The 16,126-nt window shown below is 65.6% G+C and carries 12 protein-coding genes, 1 tRNA gene and 2 pseudogenes; all 15 read right to left on the bottom strand.

Annotated elements, in window-relative coordinates; genetic code table 11:
• Positions 1-93: 93 nt before the first annotated feature.
• Positions 94-166: transfer RNA gene (locus ACWGQ2_RS01205), tRNA-Leu, on the bottom strand.
• Positions 167-344: 178 nt separating this feature from the next.
• On the bottom strand, positions 345-1,727 hold the full coding sequence (locus tag ACWGQ2_RS01210) for an NAD(P)/FAD-dependent oxidoreductase (protein WP_452013493.1): 1,383 nt from the start codon (positions 1,725-1,727) through the stop codon (positions 345-347).
• A 124-nt stretch (positions 1,728-1,851) separates the two neighbouring features.
• Positions 1,852-3,318 (bottom strand): S8 family serine peptidase, encoded by a 1,467-nt coding sequence (locus tag ACWGQ2_RS01215; protein WP_452013496.1) that lies wholly within the window; start codon positions 3,316-3,318, stop codon positions 1,852-1,854.
• Positions 3,315-4,295, bottom strand: a complete 981-nt coding sequence (locus tag ACWGQ2_RS01220; protein WP_452014468.1) for a Ppx/GppA phosphatase family protein — start codon at positions 4,293-4,295, stop codon at positions 3,315-3,317. The genes ACWGQ2_RS01215 and ACWGQ2_RS01220 overlap by 4 nt, the downstream gene beginning before the upstream one ends.
• 87 nt (positions 4,296-4,382) lie before the next feature.
• A pseudogene (locus ACWGQ2_RS01225) lies at positions 4,383-4,973 on the bottom strand (DUF501 domain-containing protein); the annotation flags it as partial.
• A gap of 84 nt (positions 4,974-5,057) precedes the next feature.
• On the bottom strand, positions 5,058-5,780 hold the full coding sequence (locus tag ACWGQ2_RS01230; RefSeq protein ID WP_452013498.1) for a septum formation initiator family protein: 723 nt from the start codon (positions 5,778-5,780) through the stop codon (positions 5,058-5,060).
• 141 nt (positions 5,781-5,921) lie between these two features.
• Positions 5,922-7,202, bottom strand: coding sequence for a phosphopyruvate hydratase (gene eno / locus ACWGQ2_RS01235; protein ID WP_452013501.1), 1,281 nt, complete (start codon positions 7,200-7,202; stop codon positions 5,922-5,924).
• A gap of 117 nt (positions 7,203-7,319) precedes the next feature.
• Positions 7,320-8,012, bottom strand: coding sequence for a MazG nucleotide pyrophosphohydrolase domain-containing protein (locus tag ACWGQ2_RS01240; protein ID WP_452013503.1), 693 nt, complete (start codon positions 8,010-8,012; stop codon positions 7,320-7,322).
• Positions 8,005-9,156: an adenosine deaminase gene (locus tag ACWGQ2_RS01245; RefSeq protein ID WP_452013505.1), complete on the bottom strand. Its 1,152-nt coding sequence runs from the start codon at positions 9,154-9,156 to the stop codon at positions 8,005-8,007. Before ACWGQ2_RS01245 ends, ACWGQ2_RS01240 begins: the two co-directional genes overlap by 8 nt.
• Before the next feature lie 33 nt (positions 9,157-9,189).
• Positions 9,190-9,834 (bottom strand): DedA family protein, encoded by a 645-nt coding sequence (locus ACWGQ2_RS01250; RefSeq protein WP_452014470.1) that lies wholly within the window; start codon positions 9,832-9,834, stop codon positions 9,190-9,192.
• Positions 9,835-10,071: 237 nt separating this feature from the next.
• Positions 10,072-11,355, bottom strand: coding sequence for a thymidine phosphorylase (locus ACWGQ2_RS01255; protein WP_452013507.1), 1,284 nt, complete (start codon positions 11,353-11,355; stop codon positions 10,072-10,074).
• Positions 11,352-11,777 (bottom strand): annotated as a pseudogene (locus tag ACWGQ2_RS01260) (cytidine deaminase); the annotation flags it as partial. The pseudogene ACWGQ2_RS01260 and the gene ACWGQ2_RS01255, both read right to left, overlap by 4 nt.
• A 31-nt stretch (positions 11,778-11,808) precedes the next feature.
• On the bottom strand, positions 11,809-13,098 hold the full coding sequence (locus tag ACWGQ2_RS01265) for an ABC transporter permease (protein ID WP_452013509.1): 1,290 nt from the start codon (positions 13,096-13,098) through the stop codon (positions 11,809-11,811).
• The gene (locus ACWGQ2_RS01270) at positions 13,095-14,462 is read right to left on the bottom strand and encodes an ABC transporter permease (RefSeq protein WP_452013512.1); all 1,368 of its coding nucleotides are present in this window, start codon (positions 14,460-14,462) and stop codon (positions 13,095-13,097) included. The genes ACWGQ2_RS01265 and ACWGQ2_RS01270 overlap by 4 nt, the downstream gene beginning before the upstream one ends.
• Positions 14,459-16,003 (bottom strand): ABC transporter ATP-binding protein, encoded by a 1,545-nt coding sequence (locus tag ACWGQ2_RS01275; RefSeq protein WP_452013515.1) that lies wholly within the window; start codon positions 16,001-16,003, stop codon positions 14,459-14,461. The genes ACWGQ2_RS01270 and ACWGQ2_RS01275 overlap by 4 nt, the downstream gene beginning before the upstream one ends.
• Positions 16,004-16,126 lie beyond the last annotated feature (123 nt).

Below are 16,126 nucleotides of genomic sequence, written 5' to 3' on the forward strand. Positions count from 1 at the left end.
TTGACTCCGATGTCACAGGTTGGATCCTGCCAAGATTCCCAGGGGTGGTACAGGCGGTCTTGGCAGGCTGAGCACCCGGTTTCCGTAATTTTGTACCCCAGGTGGGACTCGAACCCACAACACACAGATTTTAAGTCCGCTGCCTCTGCCATTGGGCTACTGGGGCCCGCGCACCGCGACGACGGCGGAATGGCCGGGTTCGAAGCGCATAAACCAGCCTACTTGAGCGGCGCAGAAGCACAGAAACTGCCCGCTGCCCAACCAGCCGTACTGCCGGTTAAACCGCCAGCGGCGGCCGCCGGAGGTATCCGGTCGGCCGCCGCTGTATGGCAGTTTCGCTGGTGTTACTTTGCAGCAGGCTTCTTGGCAGGCGTTGCAGCCTCCACGAATGCCTTCCGCGGGTTCTTCAGGTGCATTAGCTGAGTGAAGTCGCGGCCGAACCAGAAGTTCGATGCCCAGCCGGAAACCACGCGGAACTTGCGCTCGAACATCGGCATGGCCATGCCGTGGTAGCCGCGGTGGGCCAGCCAGGCCGGAAGGCCCTTCATGCCGAAGCCCATGATGTTCGCAACGCCCTTGTACTGGCCCATGCCGGCAACGGCGCCGAGGTTCTTGTGGCGGTATTCAACAACCTGGCCCTCGCCGTAGCGGTCAGCAAGCAGGTTCTTGGCCAGGCGCTTGGCCTGACGGACAGCGTGCTGTGCGTTGGGAACGCAGAACCCGCCGACGCCGCCACCGGTGAGGTCGGGAACAGCAGACACGTCGCCGGCTGCCCAGGCACCTTCCAGGGGACCGTCGTCGCCGGTGATCCGCAGTTCGGCGTTGGCACGCACGCGGCCGCGGTCATCGATCGGGAAGTCGGTGGCGCGGACCATCGGGTTGGCCTGGACACCTGCGGTCCAGATCAGGGTGTCGGCTTCGAACTCGCCGGCCGGGGACTTGTCCGCCATGTTGATCAGCTTCAGCAGGCCGCCTTCGGCGCTGGCCAGGGAGGTGTTGAGCAGGACTTCGATGCCGCGCTCACGCATGGAGGAGACAACCCACTCGGCCTGGTCCGGCTTGACCTCGGGCATAACGCGGCCCATGGCTTCGATCATGACGAAGCGCAGGTCTTCACGCTTAAGGCGGTTGTTCTCCCGAACGGCGCCGCGGGCCATGTCTTCGATTTCCGTGATGGTTTCAATACCGGCGAAGCCGCCGCCGACGACGACGAACGTCAGGGCGCGGGCACGCGCAGCCTGGTCGGTCATCAGGGAGGCGGTTTCGATGCGCTCGAGCACCTTGTTCCGCATTTCCACGGCTTCTTCGATGGTCTTCATGCCAATGCCGACCTCGGCGAGGCCCGGAATCGGGAAGGTGCGCGTGACGGAACCGGCGGACATAACGACGTCGCGGTAGCTGAGTTCGAACGGTGCGCCGCCGTCAGCAGGCTCCACCGTAGCGGTGTGCGTGGCGTGGTTGATGGCCACGACCTTGCCGGAGATCAGTTCGGTGTCCTTCAGGTGCATCCGGTGTGAAACAACGGCGTTGCGCGCGTTGATGGTGCCGGCAGCGACCTCGGGAAGGAAAGGCTGGTAGGTCATGTACGGCAGCGGATCCACTACCGTAACGATCCCGCCGTTGGCCTTGACCTTCTTTTGGAGGTTCTTGGCTACGTACAGACCGACGTAGCCACCGCCAACCACCAGAACGCGGGGACGATCAGAGAATTGTGTTTGCGATGCCATAGGCAACATCCTACCCGACTTGTGAAAGTCTTCACTAAGTCGCACAACTTGATTTCTTCACCTTCCGGCACAGCGGTTATCGGCCTTCACTGCGGCTGTTTCCAGCCGGCCCGGAAGTGCCCGCTCAGGGCTGTGAAGCGCGCTCTGCCCGGTGGTCAATGTCATCTTCGGCAGCATCGATTTGCTCGGCAGTCTCCGGGTCCGGCGAACCGTTCCCGGCGGTCTGCGCCGAGCGCCTTACCCGCACTACGGCAATGGCTCCGCCGGCGCCGACGATCAGGATCAGCCCACCAAATCCCAGAACCAGGCCGGCCGGCAGCGGGTCATCACCGGAGCGGGGATCAGCTGCCACCGGCACCTGGGGTTCGGGGATGTCCGGAAGACTCTGGCCCGGCGCAGGCGCTGTGTCTTCCCCCGCAGGGGCTTCACCGCGGCGGTGAATGCGGATCCATTCCTCGATCGTTCCGAGAGGGTTCCCGGCAACAGCCGGAACATCGGCATTCAGGGCGGCTGCGGCGTCCACCACGCCGTACCCGTAGAGTGTGTCCCGGCCGGGAGCACCGCTGTCCTTTGCCGTGGTGATGATCCGGTTGATCACCTGCGGGGCAGTCAGCTCCGGATAGGCAGAACGGATCAGGGCCGCGACGCCGGCAACCAGCGGCGCGGCAGCGGAGGTTCCGGACCACTCGGCGTAGCGTGACGGCCCGTCCGGCAGGCCGCCCACCAGCTTCTCAGCCGGGGCGGCTACGCCGATACTGATGCCTTCGGAGGAGGAATCCCAGCTGGCACGTCCTTCACGGTCGAGTCCGGCGACGGTCAGGACACCCGGGATCGTTGCGGGCGCCCCTACCTGGGTCATCCCCGCGACGCGGTTGCCGGCCGCCGCCACAATGACGACGTCGTTCTGTTCCGCGTAGAGGAAGGCCTCGTCCCAGCTTTCAGGCCAGGCCGTCGAGGTAGACCCGAGGGACATGTTGATGACTTTGGCGCCGTTGTCCACGGCCCAGCGCACAGCGTTGGGCAGCTGCTCGTCAATCGTAACGCCGCCCGGATTGGCACCGCCGATCCACGCCGAGACAGAGAGGATCTCAGCCTTGGGAGCCACGCCGATGATGCCGTCCGGGCCGGCGCCGGGGCCCTTGTAAGCGTCTTTGTCCTCTTTGTCAGCCTTGTCTTCCTTGTCAGCCTTGTCGTCTTTGCTCTCTTCAGCGGCATGCCCGCGTCCGCCCAGCAGCGTTGCAACGAGGGTGCCGTGCACCGGGTTCACACCCAGCCCGCGTGCGCCGGCGGGATCACCGGCGCCGGAGACATCCGTTCCGCCGGTGACGGCCCCGGCAAGATCCGGGTGGCTCGTGTCGATGCCGGTGTCGATGACCGCCACCTTGACGCCCTCACCCTGGCTCTTCTTCCAGGCCTCGGTAATGCCGTAGTCGGAAAGCCAGTACTGCCTGTCCCGCCATTCGTCCGCGTGGGCGGCCTCCGGGGCCGCCAGCTGGAACAGGATCACGGCGGTGAGCGAGAAGGCTCCGGCACCGGCAGCACGCCTGAACGCGGCGCCGGCCTTCCGGCGCCGTCCTGCTTCCCCGCTCACCGGAGGGTGCTCAGGGCTATGCCATCAAGGATGTCGTGCTCCGAGGTGATCGCGGATTCAACCCGCCCATCGGTAAGTTCTGACACCCGGTCAACGATTGTCTGCCAGATCAGTGCGCCGGCGCCGATCACGTCGACGCGTCCGGGGTGCATGTACGGCAGGGCGGCGCGCTCGGCACGGCTCATGTGGAGCAGTGAGGCGGCCGCGTGGTCCACCTGTCCGCTGCTCAGCTCGGTTCCGTGGATCGCTTCGGAGGAGTATTCAGGCAGTTTGAGGGCATGCGCCGTAACTGTGGTGATGGTTCCGGCAACACCAATGAGCCGGTCAGCGGTAGCCAGCGGAACCGTTGGGAGGACCTGGGCAATCATGTCCAGGATGTCCCCGCGGGCCATGGCGATTTCCGCCTCGGTGGGCGGGTCGGAGACCAGATGGCGTTCGGTAAAGCGCACGCAGCCCATGTCCGTGCTCTTGGCCGCCAGAACGTGGCCGTCGATTCCCAGCACAAACTCCGTGGAGCCGCCGCCAAGGTCGACGACGAGAGTCCGGGCGCCCTTGTCCCCCGCCAGGACGCTGGACGCGCCCGCAAAGGACAGCCCGGCTTCCTCATCACCTGAAATAACCTCGGGTTCAACGCCCAGCCGGGAGCGGATGCCTTCGGTGAATTCTTTCCGGTTCTCGGCGTCGCGGGTGGCGGACGTGGCGACGAACCGGACCTTCTGCGCTCCGTGTTCGCGGATCAGGGCTGCGTATTCGTCCGTGGCTTCGAAGGTGCGCTCCAGCGCGGCGTCAGAGAGCCGGCCGGTCGCGTCCACCCCTTCACCCAGGCGGACAATGCGCATCAGGCGAACGACGTCGGTCAGCCGGGTAACGCCGTTTTCAGTGTGTGCGTCAGCGATCAGCAGCCGGATCGAGTTGGTGCCGCAGTCCACGGCAGCTACCCGGAGGACTCCGGCGGTTCCTGCATCCTGCTGTTCCATGGTGGCCTCCTGCTCTGACGCTGCTGCCTGCTGTTCAGCCTGCAGCGCCGCACGCCGGGCAGCCCGTTTCCGGTCCAGTTCCTCTGCCGAGAGGCCCTGGGTCTTGGTGTGGCGGCTCAGGTCACGGATGGGTGCAGGACTGTCGGTGTCCCATGCGCCAACACAATAGCAGCGCTCCCGGGTCCACCATTCGGCAATGGCGTCCAGGGCTTCGTCGCCCAGCGGGTTGACCCCGGGCCCGGCGGCCAGCGAGTGGCCCACCAGGACGTGCAGGCACTTCACGCGTGTGGGCATGCCTCCGGCGGAAACGCCGTCGATCTCCGGTACCGGCCCGGTGCCGGTGCGTTCGCCGATGTCATTGCGGACCTGAAGGTAGGCCTCGTGGGCGTGGCGGTAGCGTTCTGCCAGTTCCGGGTCCTGTTCCAGCCGTTCGGTCATTTCGGTCATCAGCCCGGAGGCCTCGAGCCGGGACACGGCCGAGGTGATGACGGGGTGGGTCAGGTAGTACGTGGTCGGGAAGGGAATTCCGTTGCTGAGCCGCGGCGCGGTGGTGGCGACCAGCGGGTTGCCGCAGACGCAGCGGGCCCCGATTTCGACGACGTCGCGGACCGGCCGTCCGAGCTGACGGCTCAGGGTCTCCAGGTCTTCCTGGGTCGGGGTGAGCTGCTCTGGGGTCATACCGGAAGGTCCTTCCTGGGGGTCCGCTGGGGACCCGAACTGGCAATGTTTCTATGCACCAGCCTACTGTGCCCGGCGTGCAGGTCAGGGTGCGGTGGCTGAGCGGAGAACCGAATCCCAGAGGGCATCGACCCATTCCAGGTCCTGCGGAGCCTGCGCTGCAGCCTGCTCCTCGACGTCCTCCACACCGTGTTCGCCCTTGACCAGGTAGCGGGTCTCCCCCGGCATCACCAGGAAGATCCGTTCGCGGGCCTGTGCCTTGATGTACGCAGGGTCTTCCCAGCGGTCCAGGGTCTCTTCGAGTTCACGCCCCACTTCCTGCTCACGGGCGATTTCGGCTTCCAGTGCCGCGATTTCCGAACGCTGCTGCAGGAAGGTGCGCACGGACGGGGCGAGCAGCACGGTGATGACCACCATCACAATGCCAAGGGCCAGCAGCCGTCCGGAAAAGGACTTGGCCGGGACAGGCTTCAGCGACGGTTCGGTGCGTGCGGATGTGCCGGCCGCTTCAGCGGCGGGGACATCCCGGCGGATTTCTCCGGCCAGTTCCTGGCGCGCAGCGGCGCGCGCTTCGGAGGGATCCGCCGGTTTTGCCGGCCTGGCGGGTTTCGCAGATTTCGCTGACTTCTCGGACTTGGCGGTTTTTCCCGCTTTCACGGCTTTCGCGGGCTTTGTCCGGGGCGCGTCAGTGCCGGAGGCGGTCAGCTGATCCGTGGTCCTGGGAGCTTCCGGGGCAGTGCCGGGGCGCCGCTGGGTCCCGCCGGGCTGGCCGGCCGGCCGGGGTACCTTGGGGCGTCGGGTGGGCATGCGGCTCCTGTCTCTGGCTGGCTCTTCCGGGTCCTGTGTTGCCGGCGGTGGTACCCGCAGCGCAGGGAAGGACCAAACAGGACCAAAAACAGCGCCGGTGGGCACCCCCACATTCGAGGGTACCCACCGGCGGCGGTGTTACTAGGCCGTGAAACGCGGGAAAGCGCTGCGTCCTGCGTAGCGTGCGGCGTCGTCGAGCTCTTCTTCGATGCGCAGCAGCTGGTTGTACTTGGCAACACGCTCTGAACGGGCCGGAGCACCGGTCTTGATCTGGCCTGCGTTGGTGGCAACGCAGATGTCCGCGATCGTGGTGTCTTCGGTTTCCCCGGAGCGGTGCGAAGTGATGGTGGTGTAGCCGGCGCGCTGGGCCATGGTGATGGCGTCCAGGGTCTCGGAGAGGGTGCCGATCTGGTTGACCTTCACCAGCAGGGAGTTGGCGGCGTTTTCCTTGATGCCGGTCTCCAGGCGGGCCGGGTTGGTGACGAAGAGGTCGTCGCCGACCAGCTGCACCTTGTCGCCGAGGCGGGCGGTGAGGGAGGTCCAGCCTTCCCAGTCGTTCTCATCCAGCGGGTCTTCGATCGAGACCAGCGGGTAGTCACGCACCAGTTCCTCGTAGTACGCGGACATTTCCTCAGCGCTGCGGTTCTGGCCTTCGAAGACGTACGCGCCGTCCTTGAAGAACTCGGAGGAGGCAACGTCCAGGGCCAGCGCAATGTCACGGCCCGGCTCGTAGCCGGCACGCTTGATGGCTTCCACGATCAGGTCCAGCGCGGCGCGGTTGGACGGCAGGTTGGGAGCGAAGCCGCCCTCATCGCCCAGGCCGGTGGAGAGGCCCTGTTCCTTCAGGACGGACTTGAGGTTGTGGTAAACCTCAACACCCCAGCGCAGGCCCTCGGAGTAGGTGTCCGCGCCGAGGGGAACAATCATGAATTCCTGGATGTCGACGTCGGAGTCCGCGTGGGATCCGCCGTTAAGGATGTTCATCAGCGGAACGGGCAGGATGTGCGCGTTCGGGCCGCCGAGGTAGCGGTAGAGCGGCAGGGCAGCGGACTCAGCAGCTGCGCGTGCGACGGCAAGGGAGACGCCCAGGATGGCGTTGGCGCCCAGGCCGGACTTGTTCTCGGTACCGTCCAGGTCGATCATGGCCTGGTCGATGGCACGCTGGTCAGCGGCGTCGAAGCCCAGCAGTGCGGGCTGGATCTGGTCGATCACGGCTTCGACGGCCTGCAGCACGCCCTTGCCCTGGTAGCGGTCCTTTTCCCCGTCGCGGCGTTCGTTGGCTTCGAAGGCACCGGTGGAGGCACCGGAGGGCACTGCGGCCCGGCCGAACGTGTCGTCGTCGAGCAGTACCTCAACCTCAACGGTCGGATTTCCGCGCGAATCTAGGATCTCGCGGGCGTGAATGGCATCAATGATGGCCATGGGAATGCTCCTGTTCATTGGAACTCGGGTTGGTTGCTACAGCCAGGCCTATGACGGGGACCACGCTGTCTGCTTCCAGCCTAGTGGAATCGGGTCGCTGAGTAAGGACTCAGGGCGTCAATCGGTAATGCCGGGGCCCTGAGCCGTAAAACGGCGCACGGCGCGGCGGAGTGCGGCTTCGGGGTCGATGCCGCGTTCGGATGCCTGGCGGACCGCTTCGAAAAGCAGGTCACCGAGCTCCTGCTCATCTGAGAAGTCAGGCAGTACGGCTCCGGAGCCGGGTACCTGCTGCCCTGCCCGGCGTGCCCTCTCCTGTGCCTTGGCTGCCAGGGCCAGGGCGGGCAGCGCCTTCGGGATGCCTTCGAACGGGCTGCTGCGCTGCGGTTTTTCGGTTTTCTTCACTGCGTCCCAGGCCCGCTCGATTTCCGCAGTGTCCCCGGTGGTGGAGTCCTGCAGGGAACCGTCCGGGCGGAAGACGTGCGGATTGCGGCGGATCATTTTGTCCGTCAGCCCGGTGACGACGTGGTGTATGGAGAAGTTGCCGGATTCCTCCTGCAGCCGGGCGTGCAGCAGCACCTGGAAGAGCAGGTCCCCCAGTTCTCCGCTGAGCTCCCGTGCGTCCTCGGCCCGGGTATGGCCTGTCTCCACGGCTTCTATGACCTCGTAGCTCTCCTCAAGCAGGTACTCGAGCAGGGATTCGTGGGTCAGCGCCCGTGTCCAAGGGCATCGTTCGCGCAGCTGCGCAACGACCTGGGCCAGGCGGGAAAACTCCTGGCCCAGGCCGCTGCTGCCGTGCAGGGAATCAGTCACGGGCGTTGCTGAAACCTTCGGTGATGTATTCGGCGAGGACGGCACGCTCTTCCAGCGGCAGGAACGCTGCGTTGGCCGCATTGAGGGTCAGCTCCAGGAGATCATCCAGGTCGTAGCCGAAGGTGGCTGCCAGCAGTTCGAACTCGTCCGTGAGGCTGACGCCGCTCATGAGCCGGTTGTCGGTGTTGACGGTGACCACAAAACCGGTCTGGAACAGCAGGTCGATCGGGTGGGACTCGATGTCACCGCCGAAGGACTCCACGGCGCCGGTCTGCAGGTTGGAGGAGGGGCAGATCTCCAGGGGGATGCCCCGGTCGCGGACCCATGCTGCCACGTCGCCAAGGGTGACCATGCCGACGGCGGCGTCCTCACCGGCGTCGGGCGCTTCCTCGTCTTCGAAGTCGACTTCGATGTCCTCGGCGATCCGCACGCCGTGGCCCAGGCGCAGGGCCCGGCCATGCACCAGGGCGTCGGTGATGCTCTCCACTCCGGCGGCTTCGCCGGCATGGACGGTTACCGGGAACATCTGCTCGGCGAGGTAGGTGAAGGCGTCCTTGAAACGCGAGGGCGGGAAACCGTCTTCGGCGCCCGCGATGTCGAAGCCCACGGCTCCGCGGTCGCGGTGGCGGACGGCCAGTTCGGCGATTTCCATGCCGCGGTCACCGTGGCGCATGGCGGTAATCAGCTGGCCAACCTGGATCAGCCGGCCGCTGGCCTCCGCTGCCGCCACGCCTGCTTCCAGGCCTTCCTGCACGGCTTCGACGGCCTCGTCCAGGCTCAGGCCGGCGGCCAGATGCTGCTCCGGTGCCCAGCGGACTTCGGCGTAGACCACGCCGTCCTCCACCAGGTCCTCAACGAACTCGCGGGCCACGCGGGCAAGGCCCTCGCGGGTCTGCATCACGGCGATGGTGTGGTCAAAGGTTTCCAGGTAGCGCACCAGGGAACCTGAGTTGGCGGATTCACGGAACCACTCCCCCAGGGCGACGGGATCAGTGGACGGCAGCGTGTGGCCAACGGCTTCGGCAAGCTCCACGATCGTGGCCGGGCGCAGCCCGCCGTCGAGGTGGTCGTGCAGCGAAACCTTCGGCAGGACGCGGATGTCGAAGCTGGAAAGGGCAGCGGGATTCGTAATGGGCTCAGTCACACGCCAACTCTACGTGAGCGCCACGGAGTGTGCTTAGGGCTCGGAGTTGACGCGCTCTTCGAGCGGCTCGCGGGTGCGGAGGGGAGTCGGGCCGCGGAATTTGGCGATGGTCCGGTCAATGACCAGGCCCAGGACAAGGGCGACGGCGATGGCCACCACAACGGCCAGCAGGTGGTTCTCCTTGAACCAGGCTCCGGCGAGGGCACCGATGGCCACGGAGTACGCGGCCCAGAGGATCGCCGACATACCCGTCAGCGCCACGAACATCCGCCGAGGGAAGCGGGTGGCGCCGGCGGTCAGGTTCACCACCACACGGCCCACCGGGATGAACCGGGCAATCAGGATCAGGGACACCGCGCGTTTCTCCAGCTCCCGGCCGGCCCAGACGAAGCCGCGCTGCATCCGCGGCCCCCGCATCCAGCGGTATCTGTCCGTGCGCAGCGTACGTCCCAGGGCGTAGGCGATGTTGTCCCCGATGAAGGCCCCTGCTGCGGCGGAGAGGGCGATCAGCCAGACGTTCGGGCCGCCGTCCAGGAACACCAGCGCAGCGAGCCCCACTACCAGTGACTCGCTGGGGATCGGCGGGAAAAAACCGTCCAGCAGGCAGCACGCGAAGAGCACCAGGTAAACCCAGGGGGCGCCTGAGTAGGTCAGGACGAAGTTGTTGATGTTGTCCATTACGGCGTTGAGAACGTCCAATGGGCGGCACTCCTCGGGTCGGTTTCTGTCATCTACAACGATGCCACTTCCAGATCAGTGCCCGTCACCGGGTATCTCCCCGGGAACACCCTGAGAGACCCCTGCCCGAACCCTGAGTCCTCCGTCCTCGCCGGTGCCTTCCACCCCATCGAGATAGCAGAAACTGCCCGTATGAGCTCTCATACGGGCAGTTTCTGTCATCTCGTTTTTGGAGGGCTAGCTGATCCGGTCGATGATCAGCGGCTGCACTTCGGAGGCCTCCGGGGCAATGACGGCCGCCCCCTCGAGGGCTTCCTTCGCCCGCTCGAACTTCTCCGGGGTGTCCGTCAGCAGCGTCATCAGCGGCTGGCCGGCTTTCACCGTGTCCCCCGGCTTGGCATGCAGCCGCACGCCCGCTCCGGCCTGCACGGCGTCTTCTTTCCGCGCCCTTCCGGCGCCGAGGCGCCAGGCGGCAACGCCCACGGAGAGGGCATCCAGTTCCGTGAGCACACCGTCTGCGGAGGCCGTGATCGTCTCCGACTCCCGGGCGACTGGCAGCTCGGCGTCAGGATCGCCGCCCTGGGCGGAGATCATCCGGCGCCACACGTCCATCGCCCGGCCGTCCTTCAGCGCCGCGGCGGGATCGGCGTCGGGCTGGCCTGCAGCGGCGAGCATCTCCTTGGCCAGGGCCACGGTCAGCTCGACGACGTCGGACGGGCCGCCGCCGGCGAGCACCTCCACCGACTCCTGGACCTCAATCGCGTTGCCCGCGGTCAGGCCCAGCGGGGTGGACATGTTCGTGAGGAACGCCACAGTATTGACGCCTGCGTCTTTACCGAGTGTGACCATGGTTTGGGCCAGCTCGCGGGCGTCGTCCACATTCTTCATGAACGCACCGGAGCCCACCTTCACGTCCAGGACCAGCGAGCCGGTTCCCTCGGCGATCTTCTTGCTCATGATGGAGGACGCGATCAGCGGGATGGCCTCAACCGTGGCGGTCACGTCGCGCAGGGCGTAGAGCTTCTTATCCGCCGGGGCAAGGCCCGCGCCGGCCGCGCAGATCACGGCGCCGACGTCGGCCAGCTGGGCCATCATCTCGTCGTTGCTGAGCGCTGCACGCCAGCCGGGGATGGCCTCCAGCTTGTCCAGCGTGCCGCCGGTGTGGCCGAGGCCGCGGCCGGAGAGCTGCGGGACGGCAACACCGAAGACGGCCACGAGCGGCGCCAGCGGCAGGGTGATCTTGTCCCCCACGCCGCCGGTGGAGTGCTTGTCCGAGGTCGGCTTGCCCAGCGAGGAGAAGTCCATCCGCTCGCCGGAGGCGATCATCGCCGCCGTCCACCGGGAGATTTCCTCCCGGTTCATGCCGTTGAGCAGGATTGCCATATTCAGTGCGGCCATCTGCTCGTCAGCGATCACGCCGCGGGTGTACGCGTCAATCGTCCAGTCGATCTGCTCCGGGCTGAGGGTCCCCCGGTCCCGCTTCACGCGGATGATGTCTACGGTGTCAAAGCGTTCGCTCATTTGCCTGCCTGCCCTTCCAGGTGCTGCGGCCCGAAGGCATCAGGCAGCACTTCATCCATGGTTCGAATTCCGCTGACGGTCAGCAGCTGCATGCCCGGTGCCCGGAATTCGTAAAGCAGCTGGCGGCAGCGCCCGCACGGCATGAGGGTTTCGCCCTCGCCGTCCACGCAGGTGAAGGCCACCAGGCGTCCTCCGCCGGTCATGTTCAGCTGGCTGATCATGGAGCACTCGGCGCACAGCGTGAGGCCGTAGCTGGCGTTTTCGATGTTGCAGCCCGAGACAATCCGGCCGTCATCGGTCAGTGCGGCTGCTCCCACGGGGTACCGGGAGTAGGGAACGTAGGCATGGGCCATGGCTTTCCGGGCCGCGTCCTGCAGGGCGTTCCAGTCAATTTCAGGCGCAGGGGTAACTGCGTTCATCTGTGTATCCTTCTGTTCCTGGTCGGAGCGGGGATCAGCTCTTGATGTAGGGAATGCCGCTGGCCGCCGGCGCCCTGGACTTACCGACTACACCGGCGACGGCGAAGATAGTCACCACGTAGGGCAGCATGGCCAGGAACTGGTTTGGCACCGGAGTGCCGAGCAGGCTGAGCACGGACTGCAGGTTGGAGGCGAAGCCGAACAGCAGCGCTGCGAAAAGCGCACCAATCGGGTTCCAGCGGCCGAGGATCAGCGCGGCAAGGGCAATGTAGCCCTGGCCGGAAGTCATGTCCCGGTTGAAGGAAGACACCGATACGAGGGTGAAGAAGGCTCCGCCGACGCCGGCAACGGCACCGGCGAGCAGCACGTTCCAGAACCGCATGCGGTTCACGTTGATACCCACGGTGTCCGCGGCCTTGGGGTGCTCGCCCACGGCACGGGTCCGCAGGCCCCACTTGGTGTGGAAGAGGCCGAAGTAGATCGCCGCGACGGCAATGTACATCAGGTAGCCGATCACGGACTGGTCGAACAGGATCGGGCCCAGGATCGGAATATCCGAGAGCAGCGGAATCGCGATCTTGTCCAGGCGAGGGGGCGAGTTCCACTTGGCCGAGTCCGCGCTGAGCACGGTGGAGAAGAGGAAACCGGTCAGGCCGGAGACAAGCACGTTCAGCACGACGCCGACGATCACCTGGTTCACGATGTACTTGATGCTGAAGACTGCCAGCACCAGGGAAACCAGGACACCTGCAATGGCCGCGGCGAACAGGCCCACGAAGGCGTTGCCGGACAGGGAGCCCGCCACGGCGGCCGCGAAGGCGCCGAAGAGGAGCTGGCCTTCAATGGCAATGTTGACGACGCCGGAACGTTCACACAGCACACCCGAGAGCGAGCCGAAGATCAGCGGGAACGCCAGCGTGAAGGAACCGGCAAGCAGCCCGTACAGTGCCACGCTGGGGCTGCGGGCGCTGCCCACCGCCCAGGTCAGGAACGCGGCAATGAAGAACACGGCGAAGATGGCAATCAGCCATCCCGGGATGTGCTGGTAGCGGTTGACCAGAATGAACGCGTAGGCAGCCGAGGCGAGCAGAACCACTGAGGCGATCCAGCCCAGGACCGGGGCTGAAACCACAATGTTGGGCAGCTGGATGGCCGCCCCGTCGTCCGTCAGGCGGAAAGTGACTTCACTGGCCGGGGAGCCCAGGCCAAAGACAATGAAGCCGAGGACAGCCAGGACACCGAGGATAATCGGGGTCTTCCAGCTGCGGATGGCCTGCAGGTCTGCCGGCCGGCCCTTGGAGGCGAGAGTTGTTGCGGTGCTCATGATGCTCCTTGCGCTGCATCGGCTTTTTTGGTCATGCGCTTGCCGGAGGTCTTGAACGCTCCGGGCGGCGGAATCCTGAACAGGGACCGGACCAGCGGCGGTGCGGCGATGAACAGAACGATCAGCGACTGGACCACCAGGACAATGTCAATGTTGGTGCCGGTGCTGGTCTGCATGGTGACGCCGCCTGCGCGGAAGGCGCCAAAGAGCAGGCCTGCCGCGAAGGTGCCCCACGGTGAGGAGCGGCCCAGCAGGGCAACGGTAATGGCGTCAAAGCCGAAGCTGGCCGCAACACCGGAAGTGAGGACCTTTTCGGTGCCCGACACCTGGGCCACACCGGCCAGGCCGGCCAGGGCACCGGCGATCAGCATCACGATCACGTAGCCCTTGGTGGTGTTGATGCCGGCGTTCCGCGCAGCGGCGGGATTGGCGCCAACGGCACGGAGCTCAAAGCCCACGGTGGAGCGGTTCAGCAGCCACCAGATGAAGACCGTGGCCGCGATGGCCATGATGAAGCCCCAGTGCAGGCGGAAGCCGGAACCGAACAGCGGCGGGAACATGGCGCTCTCATCCAGCTGCGGGCTGATGGGGTTGGTGGACCCCGGGCGCTGGAATCCGGGCGTGGTGAGCAGGAAGAGCACCAGCTGGATCGCGATGTAGTTCAGCATGATGGTCACAATGACTTCATGCGCTCCGGTCCTCGCCTTCAGCAGACCGGCTATGCCGCCCCAGAGCGCACCGCCCACCGCACCGGCAATGATCACGATCAGCAGGTGCAGACCCACCGGCAGGTGCCAGCTGAAGCCAACCCAGGCTGCCAGGGTGGCGCCGATCAGGATCTGGCCCTGGGCACCGATGTTGAACAGGCCCGCGCGGAAGGCGAGAGCGACGCCGAGACCCGCACAGATCAGCGGGGTCGCCACTGTGAGGGTCTGGGTCAGCGGGTAGATCATCCGGGAGAAGGTGTCTGCTTCAAAGTTGAAGACCGAGCCCTGGAACAGGGCCACGTAGGCGCCCGAGGCCGCGGACCACGCAGCGCCCAGCATGTCGCCCGGGCGGCGGAAGAAGTAGCCTGCGGATTCGGCAACCTCTTCGTCGGTCAGGGCAATCAGCAGGCCGCCGACAATAAGGGCCATCAGCACGGAGAGCACTGAGACCAGCGCATTGCCGGTGACGATGCGGCGCAGCATGGACTCGCTGCCGGTCTCCGGGTGGAGTTCGGCCTCCGCCACGGGTACGGCAGGCGGCGGAAGTGCCCCGCCTGCGGTTTCGGCAGCGGTCAGTAGCCGTGTTTCATCAGCGGCTGCCTCCTCTTTCCGGGGGGCTGAATCGCCCGGCTGCCTGTTTGCTTCCTCCGGGCTCACTGCGCCCCTCCCTCGATCTCGCTCTGGTGCGAAAGTGCATCTTCGGCGCCCATGCCGGCCATCATCAGGCCCAGCACATCGCGCGACGTGTTGCCCGGGACAATGCCCATGAGCCGCCCGCTGTACAGCACGGCGATCCGGTCAGCCAGTTCCAGGACCTCGTCCAGCTCCGTTGAAACGATCATCACCGGGGTGCCGCCGTCGCGCTCTGCCACGATCCGCTTGTGCAGGAACTCAATGGATCCGACGTCGACGCCGCGGGTGGGCTGGGAGGCAATGAACAGAGACAGGGGCCGGGACAGTTCCCGCGCCATGACAACCTTCTGCTGATTGCCGCCGGAAAGGGTGCCCGCTGCGGCTTCAGCCGACTGCGTGCGGATATCGAACTCGTCGATCTTTTCTGCCGCGTTCTTGGCCACGACGGCCGGACGCATGGACAGGCCCTTGGCGAACGGGGCCTTGTTGTAGCGGTTCAGGACCAGGTTCTCGGCGACGGTGAACGTTCCCACGAGTCCGTCAACGCTGCGGTCTTCGGGCACAAAGCCCACACCGGCGTCGATGATCTGGGCTACACGCTTGCCGACGAGTTCTTCGCCGTCGAGCTTGATGGATCCCGTGACGTGGTCCTGCAGGCCCATGATGGCCTCGGTCAGTTCTGTCTGTCCGTTGCCCTGAACGCCGGCGACGGCGAGGATCTCGCCCTTGGCGATCTCAAAGCTGAGGTGGTCCACCACTGCCTGGCCGGTCTCGGAGAGCACCACCAGATCGCGGACCTGGAACGTTGCCTCGCCGAGCCTGGCCGGCTCCTTCTGCAGGTTCAGGCTGACCGAACGGCCCACCATCATGGAGGCGAGTTCGGTGGTGGAGGCGCTTGGCGGAGCATCGCCAACTACCTTGCCGCGGCGGATCACGGTAATGACGTCGGAGACGGCCTTGACCTCGCGCAGCTTGTGGGAGATGAACACAACGGACTTGCCGTCGTTGCACAGCTGGCGCATGATCGCCAGCAGCTCATCAGTCTCCCGCGGGGTGAGGACGGCGGTGGGCTCGTCAAGGATCAGGACTTCAGCGTCCCGGATCAATGCCTTGATGATTTCAACACGCTGCTGCACACCGACCGGCAGATCCTCCACAACGGCGTCGGGATCAACGTCGAACCCGTACTGTTCGGAGATCTGGCGGATGCGGGCGCGCGTGGTTTCGAGGTTCAGCGCTCCGGTGCCCCGGGTGGTTTCGTTGCCCAGCGCCACGTTCTCCGCAACGGTGAACACGGGCACCAGCATAAAGTGCTGGTGCACCATGCCGATTCCGGCGGCCATGGCATCGCCGGGACCTGAGAAGACAACGGGTTTGCCGTTGATGAGGATTTCGCCCTCTGTGGGTTCGTAGAGGCCGTACAGGACGTTCATGAGCGTTGATTTGCCCGCCCCGTTCTCACCGAGCAGGCTGTGAACCTGTCCCGGCTCGATCACCAGGTCTATGTGGTCGTTGGCAACCAAGGTGCCGAAGCGCTTGGTGATGCCCTTGAGTTCGAGTTTCACAACCCCAACCAATCTGTTTGTGTCTGAGTGTTTGGGTACCCCCAAAAGGAAGGTTACCCGGAACAGAACGGACCGCTGCCGCCGGCTGCAGCGCAGCCGGACGAACAGCGGTCCGTTAGTTGC

The sequence above is a fragment of the Arthrobacter sp. NPDC055585 genome (genome assembly GCF_053619115.1).